The organism is Propionibacterium acidifaciens DSM 21887 (genome assembly GCF_000426605.1).
GTDB classification, from domain to species: domain Bacteria; phylum Actinomycetota; class Actinomycetes; order Propionibacteriales; family Propionibacteriaceae; genus Propionibacterium; species Propionibacterium acidifaciens.
The window spans coordinates 76,818-90,225 of sequence record NZ_AUFR01000005.1 but is presented as its reverse complement, the minus strand read 5'-3'; the positions used below and the strand labels follow the sequence as shown (position 1 = coordinate 90,225).

Genomic DNA, 13,408 nt, shown 5'->3' with positions numbered 1-13,408 from the left:
CATGGGAGCCTGGTCCGGCTTCGGAATCACCTTCCGAACGATGTTCCGCAAGTCCTTCACGCAGAAGTACCCGCAGAAGGGCGCCGAGCGCGTCGTCGCGCCGCGCTTCCACGGCCGTCACCAGCTGAATCGCTGGCCCGACGGGCTCGAGAAGTGCGTCGGCTGCGAGCTGTGCGCGTGGGCCTGCCCGGCCGACGCCATCTACGTGGAGGCCGGCGAGAACACCGACGAGCAGCGCTTCAGCCCCGGCGAGCGCTACGGCAAGGTGTACCAGATCAACTATCTGCGCTGCATCCTGTGCGGCATGTGCATCGAGGCCTGCCCGACGCGCGCGCTGACGATGACCAACGACTTCAAGCTGGCCGACCGCAGCCGCGAGAGCCTCATCTACGACAAGCAGCGCCTCCTGGCGCCGCTGCTGCCCGGCATGGAGGCCCCGCCGCACGCCCGTCGTCTGGGCGACGACGAGAAAGACTACTTCCTCGGCCTGCCGCCCACCGGCCAGCTCGACGAGCGGGGCGCGGCCGACGCGGTCGGCGTGCGCGCGCCCGCCCGGGCCGCCGGCACGAACCCAGTTCCGCACGAGACGGGAGCCGCATGATGATCCCCCTGCTCACGGCCCAGGCAGTCGCCTTCTGGGTGTTCGCGGTGCTGGCCGCGGTGGCGGCGCTGGGGCTCGTCCTCAGCCGCAAGCCGGTGCACTCGGCGCTGTGCCTGGCGGCCGTCATGATCTGCCTGGCCTGCCTGTACGCCAGCCTCGACGCGCCCTTCCTGTTCGTCGCCCAGATCATCGTCTACACGGGCGCCGTCATGATGCTCTTCGTCTTCACGATGATGATCATCGGCGTCGACTCGGTCGACGCGATGGTCGAGACGATCAGGGGCCAGCGCGTCGCGGCCGTCATCGGCGCCCTCGGGCTGCTCGTGCTGCTCCTGCTGGCCGTCGGCCACGGCGTCCTCACCGACTCGAAGGGCCTCGGCGCGGCGGTCGGCGACCAGGGCAACGTCCGCTCGCTGGCCTACCTCGTCTTCGGACGCTATGTCTTCGCGTTCGAGGCCACCGCGGCCCTGCTCATCACGGCGGCCCTGGCCGCCATGGTGCTGGCCCACGGCGAGCGACTCCACCGCAAGGAGCGTCAGCAGGCGCGCGCCGCCCGTCGGGTCCGCGAGTACGCGGAGCACGGCGTCGACCCGGCCCCGCTGCCCAGCCCCGGCGTCTACGCCCGCCACAACTCGGTCGACCACCCGGCCCTGCTGCCCGACGGCTCGACGGCCGAGGGATCGGTGGTCCCGACGCTCGCCGCCCGCGGCGTCGTGGTCGTCGACAGGGGCCGTCTCGTCGCACCGAACATCGCCGCCGACCGTGCCGTCCGCGCCGTGCGGGACGACCAGCACGGCCTGCTGCCGGGAGAGCACGAGCTGCCGAGCCCGGGGCCCGCCTCCGAGCTGACCGGCGCCGAGCCGGCTGCCGGGCCCGACGCCGAGCCGGCGTCCACCGGGGCGCATCGTCGCGAGGAGGACGAGTGATGAATCCGAACGCCTACATCATCCTGGCGGCCATCCTGTTCTGCATCGGGCTGCTCGGCTTCATGATCCGCCGCAACGCGCTCATCGCCTTCATGTCGGTGGAGCTCATGCTCAACGCCGCCAACCTGGCGATGGTGACCTTCTCGAGCGTCCACGGCGGCCTGGACGGGCAGATCGCGGCCTTCTTCGTCATGGTCGTCGCGGCCGCGGAGGTCGTTGTCGGACTGGCCATCATCATCACCATCTTCCGTACCCGCCGGTCGGCCTCGGTCGACGACGAGAACCTGCTGAAGCACTGAGGGGGCTGCGGTGACTCTTCTCGAAACACTCACTCCGGTGGCGGCCACCGGCGCGTTCGGCGCCGCCTGGCTGCTCATCGCGATCCCGCTCGCCGTGTCGGGCATCCTGCTCGTCGTCGGGCGCGTCGGAGACTCATGGGGTCATCTGCTCGGCACCGCGTCCCCGATCGCCGCCCTCGTCATCGCGCTGGTCGAGTTCGTCCAGATGCTCGGGGCCCCCGCCGCCGACCGCGCGGTCTCGGTGCCCCTCTACACGTGGATCGAGGCGGGCGGCCGCTCGGTCCGGATCTCGCTGCTCGTCGACCCGCTGTCGATCCTCTTCGCCCTGCTCGTCACCGGCGTCGGCTCGCTCATCTTCATCTACTCGATCGGCTACATGGCCGACGACCCGAAGCGCCGCCGCTTCTTCGCCTTCCTCAACTTCTTCCTGGGCGCCATGCTGACGCTCGTGCTGGCCGACAACTACGTCATGCTGTTCATCGGCTGGGAGGGCGTCGGTCTGGCCTCCTACCTGCTCATCGGCTTCTGGCAGGACCGCAACTCCGCGGCGCTGGCGGCCAAGAAGGCCTTCCTCACCAACAAGGTCGGCGACCTCGGACTGCTGTGCGCCAGCTTCGCGATGTTCGCCCTGTTCGGCTCGGTCTCCTTCGCCGACGTCAACGCCGGGGCGCCGGGGCTGTCGCACGGCTGGGCCACGGCGCTGGGCCTGCTCCTCCTGCTGGCCGCCTGCGGCAAGTCCGCCCAGGTGCCGCTGCAGGTGTGGCTGCTCGACGCCATGGAGGGCCCCACGCCGGTGTCGGCGCTCATCCACGCGGCGACGATGGTCACCGCCGGCGTCTACCTCGTCGTCCGCTCGCAGGCGATCTTCACGCTGAGCGACGAGGCCGCCCTGGCCGTCGCCATCGTCGGCCTGTGCTCGATCTTCGCCGGCGCCTGGATCGGCTGCGCCAAGGACGACATCAAGAAGGTGCTGGCCGGCTCGACGATGAGCCAGATCGGCTACATGATGCTCGCCGCGGGTCTCGGCCCGGCGGGTGTGGCCTTCGCGATCTTCCACCTGCTCACGCACGGCATGTTCAAGGCGAACATGTTCCTCGGGGCGGGCGCCGTCATGCACGGCATGGACGACGACACCGACATGCGCCACTTCGGCGCGCTCGCCAAGGGCATGCCCTGGGTCTTCGGCACCTTCGCGATGGGCTACCTCGCGATCATCGGCTGCCCGTTCTTCGCCGGCTACTACTCGAAGGACCACATCATCAACGCGGCCTTCGGCAAGGGCCAGCTGTTCGGCTGGCTCGCCGTCGCCGGTGCGGCGATCACCGCCTTCTACATGACGCGCCTCATGATGATGACCTTCTTCGGCCCGTCCCGCCACCTGCCGGGCGTGCACCCGCACCGCCCGGGCCCGGTCATGGTCCTCCCGCTGGTCGTCCTGGCCATCGGATCGGTCGTCGGCGGTCTGGTCCTCAACGGCTGGATCCAGGGCTGGCTCTCGGACGCCGTCGGCGCCGAGGTCGAGCCGGTCCACGTCGTCGAGACGGGCGCCATCGCGTGGGTCACCCTGGCCGTCGTGGTGTGCGGCGTCGTGCTCGGCGTCGTGCTCTACCGTCGCCCGATCGCCCAGCGGACCCCCGTGAGCCGGAACTTCTTCGTCAACGCCGGGCGCAACGAGCTCTACGCCGACTCGTTCAACGAGGCCGTGTTCATGCGCCCCGGCCAGCGGCTGTGCGGCGGTCTGGAGCTGACCGACCGCTACGTCGTGGACGGCGCCGTCACCGGCAGCGCCGCCGCCGCCAAGGGGGCGTCCGGCGTGCTGCGCCTGCTCGAGAACGGATATGTCCGCAGCTACGGCGCCCTGATGACCTTCGGCGCGGTCATCATCGGCGTCGTGATGATCCTGGGCCGACTGGCCTGAGGAGGAGGAGAAATGACATTCCCCTGGCTCACCCTCGTGGGGCTGCTGCCGATCGCGGGCTCGCTCCTCGTCCTCGTCCTGGGAGGCCGCGGAGGCAAGGCCGTCGCCCTGTGCGTCGCCCTGGCCGATCTCGTCCTCGGCGTCGCCGTCTGGCCGATGGACTCCCTCGCCGAGAGGCACAGCTGGATCGGCGCCATCGGCGCCTGGTACGCCCTGGACGCCGATGGCATGACCAAGCTGCTCGTCCTGCTCACCGTCATCCTCGTGCCGATCGTCCTGCTCGCCGAGTGGCGCGTCGGCGACGGACGCGTCCCGAGGAGGAGGGCGGGCAGGCCGGTCGAGGCCGACGGCGTGCTGCCGCCGCGCTGGAGCACCGAGGCCTTCATGGCCCTGGCCCTGATGCTGGAGGGCTTCACCCTCTACGTCTTCATGGCCTCTGACCTGCTGCTCTTCTACATCTTCTTCGAGGCCACCCTCATCCCGATGTACTTCCTCGTCGCCGGCTGGGGCGGGCCGGGCCGCACGGGCGCCGCGTTGAAGTTCCTGCTCTACAGCCTCCTCGGCGGCCTCGTCCTGTTGGCCGGCGTCATCGGCATGTACGCGCTGTCCGCCGGGCGGGGCGCCCCGAGCCTGCTCACCTCCGACCTGACCGGCCTGCCGATGGGCACCGGCACCGAGCGCTGGCTCTTCGCGGCCTTCTTCATCGCCTTCGCGATCAAGGCCCCGATGGTTCCGGTGCACACCTGGCTGCCCGACACTGCCGAACAGGCCCGGCCCGGCGCCTCCTCGCTCCTGGTGGCCACGCTCGACAAGATCGGCACCTTCGGCATGATCCGCTTCTGCCTGGCCTTCTTCCCGGGCGCGAGCACGTGGGCGACGCCCTTCGTGCTGACCCTGGCGGTCATCTCGATCTTCTACGGGGCGTTCATGGCGATCGGAGCGAAGAACCTGCTGCGTCTGGTGGCCTGGACCTCGGTGAGTCACTTCGGCTTCATGGTGCTGGGCATCTTCTCGTTCACCACCGCCTCACTGACCGGCTCGATCTTCTACATGCTCGGCCACGGCTTCAGTGCGGCCGCCATGTTCCTCGTCGTCGGCTTCCTCGCCGACCGGCGCGGCTCCGCCCTCGTCGCCGACTTCGGCGGGGCCCAGAAGCTCGTCCCGGTGCTGGCGGGCGTCTTCCTCGTCTCCGGCCTGGCGACGCTCGGCCTGCCCGGCCTGGCGAACTTCGCCGGCGAGTACCTCATCATGTCCGGCGCCTGGAGCCGGCACCTGGTCTTCGTCGCGGTGGCCGTCGTCGCCACCGTCCTCGCCGCGGTCTACGTCATGCTGGCCTACCAGCGGGTCTTCACGGGCCCGGTGACCGAGGCGAGCGAGAAGCACATGACGCGGGACCTGAACGGCCGCGAGCGGGCCGTCATCGCGCCGCTCATCGTCCTCATGCTGTTCTTCGGCCTGGTGCCCAAGCCGGCGCTCGACCTGGTCGCCCCGGCCGCGCAGCAGGCAATGGTGCACGTCTCGGCGTCCGATCCGGCGCCGAGCGTCTCGAACGGGGGTAAGTGAGTCATGACAAGTCCCACGATCGAGTACGGGCTCATCGCCCCGCTGCTCGTCATGCTGTGCGGGGTGCTGTGCGCCGTGCTCGTCGAGGCCCTCGTGCCCCGCACCCGGCGCTTCGACACGCAGTTCGGCCTGGCCCTGCTGGCCCAGCTCGTCGCCCTCGCCCTCGTCTGCGCCGGCTGGTCGGACGTCCCCGGTGCGGCCGTGGAGGGCAGCCTGAGCGTCGACGGCCCCACCCGCGTCGTGTGGGCGATGATGCTCGTCTTCGGGCTCGGCGCGACGCTCCTGTACGGCGAGCGGCGCGTCTGCGGGGGGACGAGCTCCTTCGCCGCCCAGGCGCACACGGTGCCCGGCTCCCGCGCCGAGCACGAGGCCATCGCCGCCCGCCAGGAGAACACCGAGGTCTTCGCCCTGCTCGAGCTGTCGCTGTTCGGCATGCTCGTCTTCCCGGCCGCCAACGACCTCCTCACGATGTTCGTCGCCCTCGAGATCCTCTCGCTGCCGCTGTACGTCATGTGCGGCCTGGCCCGGCGCCGGCGCCTGCTCTCGCAGGAGGCGGCCCTCAAGTACTTCCTGCTGGGGGCCATGTCCAGCGCGCTCTTCCTGTTCGGCGCGGCCCTGCTGTACGGCTTCTGCGGATCCTTCACCTTCGCCGACATCGACGCGGGCGTCACGCTCGGCATCGAGTCCCAGACCCTGCTCATGGCCGGTCTGGCGCTCACGACGGCGGGGGTCCTGTTCAAGATCGGCGCCGTGCCCTTCCACTCGTGGGTGCCCGACGTCTACACCGGAGCCCCCACCCCGGTCACCGCCTTCATGGCCGTGTGCACCAAGCTGGCGGCCTTCGGCGGCCTGCTGCGCCTGCTGTTCGTCGCCCTCGGCGGCGCGCGCTGGGACTGGCAGCTCGTCATCGCCGTCATCGCCGTCTGCACGATGATCTTCGGCGGTTTCGTCGGTCTGGCCCAGACCGACGTCAAGCGCCTGCTGGCCTACTCCTCGATCGCCCACGCCGGCTTCATCCTCGTCGCCGTCGTCGGCGCCATGGCCGGTCCCGCACTGGCGCAGGGGCGCTCCGGCTCGGTCTCGGGCGTCATGTTCTACCTGGCCGGCTACGGCCTGGCGACGATGGGCGCCTTCGCGGTCCTCACGATGGTCCGCCGCAGCGGCGGCGAGGCCACCGGCTTCGAGGCCTGGGCGGGCCTGGGACGCCGCGAGCCCGTGCTCGGCGCCATCATGACGCTCTTCCTGCTGTCGATGGCCGGCATCCCGATGACCGGCGGCTTCGTCGGCAAACTGGTGGCCTTCAGCGCCGGCTGGCAGGGCGGCTACGCGTGGCTCGTCGTGGTGGCGGTCGTCATGTCGCTGGTCACCGCGGCCTTCTACTTCCGGCTGGTCAAGGTCATGTACTTCGACGAGCCCGACGGGTCCGTCGACGTCGTCAAGGCCGGGACGCCGACCTGGACGGTGATCGCTGTTGGTGCCGTCGGTACGCTTGTCCTTGGTCTTGCACCCGGTTTCGTGCTCGACCTTTTCACGAGCGCAGCAGGATTCCTGCGCTGATAGGAGACGACCGTGAGCCAGGCCGAGGACGACGCCTTCGCCGGGGCCATCGACGAGCAGCTCGCCGCCATCGAGCACCGGCTCGGACAGGTGGCTCTCGGGGCCGACAATCCTTTCCTGGCTGAGGCCGCGGATCATGTGATCCGGGCCGGCGGCAAGCGCTTCCGCCCGATGCTCGTGGCGGTCGCCAGCCACCTGGGCCCCCGGGCCGAGCTCGCCGACGTGGTGCGCGCGGCCGTCGTCATCGAGCTGACCCACGTCGCCTCGCTCTACCACGACGACGTCATGGACGAGGCGGACCTGCGCCGCGGGGTGCCCAGCGCCAACGCGGCCTTCGGCAACTCGACGGCCATCATGGTCGGCGACTGGCTCTTCGCCCGGGCGTCCACCGAGGTCACCCATCTCGGCACCGACTACGTGCGGCTCCAGGCCGAGACCTTCGCCGAGCTCGTCGCCGGCCAGATCGGCGAGATGAAGGGCCCCCGGCCCGGCGTCGACCCGATGGAGCACTACCTGCGCGTCATCGAGGGCAAGACCGGCGCCCTCATCCGCACCTCGGCGCTGTTCGGCGCCATGGTCTCCGGCGCCGACCGGAGGGTCGTCGACGCGATCGGGCGCTACGGCATGCGGATCGGCGTGGTCTTCCAGCTGGCCGACGACCTCATCGACATCACGAGCGACGAGACCGGCAAGACGCCCGGCACGGACCTGCGGGAGGGCGTCCTGACGCTGCCCACCCTCATGCTCGCCGCCAGCGACGACCCGGCCGACGCCGAGCTCACGGCCCTCATCCGCACGGGGCTGGGCGACGACGCCGAGCTCGCCCGCGCCCTCGCCGCACTGCGGGCCAGCCACGTCATCGGCGAGGCCCGGGCGGAGATCGAGCGCCGCGCCGAGCTCGCCCGCGCCGAGCTGTCCATCCTGCCGGCCGGACCGGCGCGCCGCGCCCTCGACCGGCTGTGCGACGAGGTCGTGAGCCGCTCCGTCTGAGCAGGGCCGAGGCCCGGAATGCGGGGGACAAGGTCGTCCCCGGCGTACACTCGGCCCCTGATCCAGCAGACGGGGCGCCGCCCCGCACCGAGCAACCGAAGGGTGTGTCATGAGCATCACTGCCGTGCGACGCGTGAACCTGCGGACGCAGGTGCTCGACCAGTTGCGCGAGGCGATCCTCGACGGTCAGCTGACGGTGGGGGAGCACCTCAACGAGACCGAGCTGGCGTCGCAGTTCTCCGTCAGCCGCGGCACGGTCCGGGAGGCGCTGCGCGCCCTCGAGCAGGCCGGGCTGGCCGAGTCGGCCTCGCACGGGCGCCTCGTCGTCCGCTCGTTCGACGCCACTGAGGTCACCGAGCTGTACGAGGTGCGCTCCTTCCTCGAGTGCGGCGCCGCCGTGCGTCTGGCGCGCAGCACGGACCGCGAGGCGAAGGCCGATGCGCTCGCCGAGGCCCTTCCCGCGGAGGACCCGAGTGACCTGTCCGAGGCCGTCGAGCAGGACTTGGCCTTCCACCGCAGGCTGTGCGAGCTGTCCGGCAACGGGCTCCTGCTCGCCAAGTGGCTCGAGCTCCAGGACCAGATGCGCATCGTCATCGTCGCCGGCGCCATGAACGAGGGCGCCGACATCCCCGTCATCGTCACCCGCGCCCATCACGAGCCGCTCGTGAGGATGCTGCGCTCCGGCGGCGAGGACGGGATCATCAGGGCCTTCGCCGACCACATGAGCAGGGCCGGCTCCTTCTGGGTCTCCCGCATGGGCGCCTGAGCCCCGGGTCCGTCGCTGGGCCCGCCTCCCGTCGCGCGGGTGGGGGCGCCAGGGCCGGTGGGGCGTCGCGCCCCGCCCGCCGGTTCCCCCGGCTGCCGTCCGGTGCCGGTCGATGGCCGGGCGCCCGCCCGCGGATTTCTCCTTCATGACGATTCCCAGGGCTGCTGCGGTGTCTGGCCCGCCCGCTGATTCCCTCGAGCAGACGACCGTCAGCGAGCCGACCAGGTCAGGTCCGCCCGCGCGCCCGCGGATTCCCCGCCACCGCCGACATCGCCGCAGACGCCCGCATCGGGCCCGCCCGCGCAGCCATCCCGTCCGACGCAGCCTCGGCCGCCTTGTGCGGATCCCCCTTCTTCGTGCCCCGGAGTGCTTGACGGCGGGGGAGGGACCGCCTTATCGTTTATGTCAACAGTCGACAGAAAACAGTTGATTGTCGGATATCACAACGACGTGAGGAGATCCAGACATGGGACTCGGAACTGGTGTTGGCCCTCGAACGGCGGTGGTGACGGGCGCCGCCTCGCCCCACGGCATCGGCCATGCGACCGCCCAGCGCTACGCAGAGGAGGGCTGGGCGGTCGTCGTCCTCGACATGAACGGGGAGGGCGTCACGAGCGCGGCCGAGACCATCGCGGAGGACACCGGCGCCCAGGTCGCCGCCTACGCGGTGGACGTCACGAACCGCGAGCAGGTCTTCGACACCGCCAAGCGGATCGCGGCATCCGATCTTCCTCCGGTGGGGGCCCTGGCCAACGTTGCCGGCATCCCCTCCCCGGTGCCCTTCCTCGAGGTCACCCCGCAGCTGTGGGACAGGGTCATCGCCGTCAACCTGACCGGCGTCTTCAACACCTGCCAGGCCTTCCTGCCCGCCATGATCGACGGCGGCTACGGCCGCATCGTCAACATGAGCTCCGTCTCCGCCCAGCAGGGCGGCGGCGTCTTCAGCAAGACCCCGTACTCGGCGGCCAAGGCCGGCGTGCTCGGCCTGACCCGCTCGCTGGCCCGCGAGATGGCCCCGCAGGGCATCACCGTCAACGCCATCTGCCCGGCCGTCGTCGCCACCGACATCCGCGCCGGCAACAGCGCCGAGGACGAGGAGAGGCTCACCGCGACCATCCCGATGAGGCGCCAGGGCACCGGCCGCGACATCGCCAACATGTACGTCTGGCTGTCCAGCGAGGACGCCGGCTACGTCACGGGAACGACCCAGTCGATCAACGGCGGCGCCTACATCGCCTGACGCGTCCGAGGAGGAGTGACAATGACAACCAACCGCGAACCGATCACGCCGGAGCGCCTCGAGACGCTCCGCATGGCGGCCTACCGCATCCGCCGCAACGCACTGCGCGAGGCCGAGGTGCAGGGCGAGGGCTACATCGGCCAGGCCCTCGGCCTGTCGGACGTGCTTGCCGCGCTGTACGTCGACCAGGCCAGGATCGACCCGAGGAACCCCGAGTGGGAGGACCGCGACCGCGTGCTCGTCTCGATGGGCCACTACGGTCTGGCGATCTACGCCGCGCTCGTCGAGATCGGCATGATCCCCGAGGACGAGCTGGACACCTACGCCACCGACGACTCCCGCCTGCCGATGTCGGCCATGGCCTCGTACACCCCCGGTGTCGAGATCTCCGGCGGCTCCCTCGGCCACGGCCTGGTCATCGCCAACGGCATCGCCCTCGGTCTCAAGCGCAAGGGCAACACCGGGAACGTCTGCTACAACGTCCTGTCCGACGGCGAGCTCGACGAGGGCTCCACCTGGGAGGCCGCGCAGACCGCGGCCCACTTCAGGCTCGACAACCTCATCGCGATCGTCGACTTCAACAACCAGCAGGCCGACGGCAGGAGCCAGGAGATCATGGGCACCGAGTCCATCGACGGGCGCTTCCGGGCCTTCGGCTGGGAGACCCGTCGATGCGACGGCAATGACCTGGGCAGGGTCGTCGAGCTCCTCGAGGAGCTCCGCCACGGCGTCGACAACGACAGGCCGCGCTGCCTCGTCGTCGACACCAGGCTCGCGAAGGGCGTGGACTTCCTCGAGACCCGCGAGAAGCTCCACTTCATGAGGGTCGCTCCGCAGGAGTGGGCCGTCGCACAGCAGCATCTCAAGGAGGCATACGGACTATGAGCCCCAAGAAACTCGTCTCCGGCGCGATGAGCGCCGACATCGCCCGCGAGGGTCAGCGCACCATGGTCGCCCCGCTCGGCCACGCCCTGCTCGAGGTCGCCGAGTCCGACGAGCGTCTCGTCGGACTGTCCGCCGACCTGGCCAAGTACACCGACCTGCACGTCTTCCGCGACGCGATGCCCGACCGCTTCTACCAGGTCGGCATGGCCGAGATGGCCCTGGTCGGCGCGGCGACCGGCCTCGCCCAGGAGGGCTTCATCCCCTTCGCCTCGACCTACTCGGTGTTCGCCACCCGCCGCGCCTACGACTTCATCTGCCTCGATGTCGCCGAGCGCAACCTGAACGTCAACATGGTGTGCGCCCTGCCCGGTCTGACCACCGGTTACGGCCCGTCCCACCAGGCCACCGAGGACATCGCGATCCTGCGCGGCATGCCGAACATGACGATCGTCGACCCCTGCGACGCGATCGACATCGTCCAGGCCACCCCGCAGCTGGTCGCGTACGACGGCCCGACCTACATGCGGGTGCTGCGCGGCAGGGTGCCGGTCGTCCTCGACGAGTACGACTACGCCTTCGAGCTGGGCAGGGCCAAGGTCGTCCGCCCCGGAAACGAGGTGCTCATCGTGTCGACCGGCCTCATGACCGAGCGCGCGCTCGACGCGGCCAAGGAGCTCGCCGGTGACGGCATCGACGTCTCCGTGCTGCACTGCCCGACCCTCAAGCCGTTCGACACCGAGACCGTCCTCGCCGAGATCGCCGAGGACCGGCTCGTGCTCACGGCCGAGAACCACACCGTCATCGGCGGTCTCTTCGGCGCCGTGGCCGAGGCCATGGCGACGAGGGGCGTCACGAAGCGGATCCACCCGGTGGCCCTGCCCGACGAATTCCTCGACGCCGGCGCCCTGCCCACCCTGTACGACCGGTACGGCGTGAGCACGGCGAAGATCGTCGAGCGCGTCAAGGGTCTGCTGGCCTGAGCCGAGCGCCCCGTCGGGGCCCGGTGCGGGGAGGACCCCGGAGGTCTTCCCCGCACCGCCGGCGGCGGTGCGGCGGGTTCGCTGGTACCGCCAGCGGCGGTGGGGGAGCGATGAAGACCCCCGCCGTCGTCCCGCACGACCGGATCGAGGGCGATCCGGTCCGGCGGGCAGCGGAACGCACCGGATGCGTCCCGCCCGATCAATCACCGAGAGGGCGCCGCGCGCCCTCTCAGACTCTTCTGGAGCACCATGAGCACTGCACAGGAACCGACCTCTGCAGTCCAGGATGAGCTCGCCGAGCTCGCCGGGCACGGCACGCCCGTCCACGGGACGCCGGAGAAGTACAAGGTCGCCATCGGGTCGAGCGTCGGAGCCACCGTCGAGACCTATGACTTCATCGGTTTCGGCACGGCGGCGTCGCTGTACCTCAACGAGGCCTTCTTCCCGGCGGTCAGCCCCGTCATCGGCCTGTTGGCCTCCTTCGCCACCCTGGGCATCGGCTTCGCCGTGCGTCCCATCGGCGGCATCATCGCCGGTCACCTCGGCGACCGCATCGGACGCAAGCCGATCCTCATCGCCTCGCTGCTCCTCATGGGCGGCGCGACGGTCGCCATCGGCTGCCTGCCGACCTACCACAGCGTGGGCATCCTCGCCCCGATCCTCCTGCTCGTCGTGCGCATCATCCAGGGCCTGGCCTTCGGAGGGGAGTGGGGCGGCGCCATCCTCATGACCTACGAGCACGCCCCGTGGTGCCGCAAGGGCCTCCTGACCGGCATCACGCAGGCGGGCTTCCCGTTCGGCCTGCTGCTGTCGACGATCGCCTTCCAGGCCTCCACGAGGCTGCCCGGCACCTGGGCCTGGCGCGTCCCCTTCCTGCTCAGCGCGATCCTCATCGTCGTCGGCATCGTTATCCGCACCCACGTCTCCGAGTCCCCCGAGTTCGAGGAGGTCAAGCAGGAGGGGCACATCGAGAAGAATCCCATTGGCGCCTCGCTGCGCAACGACTGGCGGAACTTCCTCAAGGCCATGGGTCTGCGGATCGCCGAGACCGCCACCTACGCCGTGTCGATCACCTATGTGCTGTCCTACGTGAAGATGCACGCGCCCCAGAACGCGGGCCGCACCCTGCCGGCCCTGCTCATCGCGGCGGCCATCGGCCTGTTCGCCACGGTGGGCTGGGGCGCCCTGTCCGACCGGGTCGGGCGGCGCGGCCTCTACATCATGCTGTCGGTCGTCGTCATCGCCTGGGGCTTCCCGCTGTTCCGCCTCGTGCAGGTGAGCTCCTTCGCCGTCCTGTTCGGCTGCATGGTCGTCAGTTACTGCGTCTGCCAGAACGGCATGGCCGGCATTCAGGGCGCCTGGTTCTCCGAGCTCTATCCGCCGGAGCGGCGTTCGGCCGGCGTCTCGCTGGCCTACCAGTTCTCGGCCGTCGTGTCGGGCTTCACGCCCTTCTTCTGCACCGCCCTCTTCGAGGCCCTCGACTGGAGGGGCCCGGCCCTGCTCATCGTCATCTACGGCGTCATCGGTCTCGTCTCGGCCCTCGCCACCCGCGAGACCTGGGGACCGCAGCGGCGCGAGGCCGTGCGCAGGCGCGCAGCAGCCGAGACCGCGGTCGCGGTGTAGGCGCCCGAGTGCACGCGGTGGGCCCGGCGCATGCGCCGGGCCCACCGCGTGCGATGCCGG

12 protein-coding genes are annotated in these 13,408 nt (G+C 70.4%); all 12 read left to right on the top strand.

All coding sequences use genetic code 11. The annotated features are described in order from the left end of the window. Window position 1 precedes the first annotated feature (1 nt). Window positions 2-601: an NADH-quinone oxidoreductase subunit NuoI gene (gene nuoI / locus K336_RS13860; RefSeq protein WP_021797419.1), complete on the top strand. Its 600-nt coding sequence runs from the start codon at window positions 2-4 to the stop codon at window positions 599-601. Beyond that, window positions 601-1,527 (top strand): NADH-quinone oxidoreductase subunit J, encoded by a 927-nt coding sequence (locus K336_RS13855; RefSeq protein ID WP_051245346.1) that lies wholly within the window; start codon window positions 601-603, stop codon window positions 1,525-1,527. The genes nuoI and K336_RS13855 overlap by 1 nt, the downstream gene beginning before the upstream one ends. Beyond that, a complete protein-coding gene (gene nuoK / locus K336_RS0102630) occupies window positions 1,527-1,826 on the top strand; it encodes an NADH-quinone oxidoreductase subunit NuoK (RefSeq protein ID WP_028706233.1) in 300 nt (99 codons plus the stop codon). The genes K336_RS13855 and nuoK overlap by 1 nt, the downstream gene beginning before the upstream one ends. A 10-nt stretch (window positions 1,827-1,836) precedes the next feature. Then, the gene (gene nuoL, locus K336_RS0102625; RefSeq protein ID WP_081660517.1) at window positions 1,837-3,744 is read left to right on the top strand and encodes an NADH-quinone oxidoreductase subunit L; all 1,908 of its coding nucleotides are present in this window, start codon (window positions 1,837-1,839) and stop codon (window positions 3,742-3,744) included. Between the two features lie 12 nt (window positions 3,745-3,756). Further along, window positions 3,757-5,307, top strand: coding sequence for an NADH-quinone oxidoreductase subunit M (locus K336_RS0102620; RefSeq protein ID WP_028706214.1), 1,551 nt, complete (start codon window positions 3,757-3,759; stop codon window positions 5,305-5,307). 3 nt (window positions 5,308-5,310) lie between these two features. Beyond that, entirely contained in the window at window positions 5,311-6,864 is a 1,554-nt protein-coding gene (gene nuoN / locus K336_RS0102615) for an NADH-quinone oxidoreductase subunit NuoN (protein WP_021797413.1), read from the top strand. 12 nt (window positions 6,865-6,876) lie between these two features. Then, window positions 6,877-7,854 carry a polyprenyl synthetase family protein gene (locus K336_RS0102610; RefSeq protein ID WP_028706213.1) on the top strand — a complete coding sequence of 326 codons (978 nt, stop codon included), beginning with the start codon at window positions 6,877-6,879 and terminating at the stop codon, window positions 7,852-7,854. Window positions 7,855-7,963: 109 nt separating this feature from the next. Beyond that, window positions 7,964-8,620 (top strand): GntR family transcriptional regulator, encoded by a 657-nt coding sequence (locus tag K336_RS0102605; RefSeq protein WP_028706212.1) that lies wholly within the window; start codon window positions 7,964-7,966, stop codon window positions 8,618-8,620. Between the two features lie 466 nt (window positions 8,621-9,086). Beyond that, window positions 9,087-9,860: an SDR family NAD(P)-dependent oxidoreductase gene (locus K336_RS0102600; RefSeq protein WP_021798349.1), complete on the top strand. Its 774-nt coding sequence runs from the start codon at window positions 9,087-9,089 to the stop codon at window positions 9,858-9,860. A gap of 21 nt (window positions 9,861-9,881) precedes the next feature. Next, entirely contained in the window at window positions 9,882-10,745 is an 864-nt protein-coding gene (locus K336_RS0102595) for a transketolase (RefSeq protein ID WP_028706211.1), read from the top strand. Next, complete coding sequence (locus K336_RS0102590; RefSeq protein WP_051245334.1) at window positions 10,742-11,725, top strand: transketolase family protein; 984 nt, start codon at window positions 10,742-10,744, stop codon at window positions 11,723-11,725. Before K336_RS0102595 ends, K336_RS0102590 begins: the two co-directional genes overlap by 4 nt. 249 nt (window positions 11,726-11,974) lie before the next feature. After that, window positions 11,975-13,348: an MFS transporter gene (locus K336_RS0102585; RefSeq protein ID WP_028706209.1), complete on the top strand. Its 1,374-nt coding sequence runs from the start codon at window positions 11,975-11,977 to the stop codon at window positions 13,346-13,348. The last annotated feature ends 60 nt before the right edge of the window (window positions 13,349-13,408 follow it).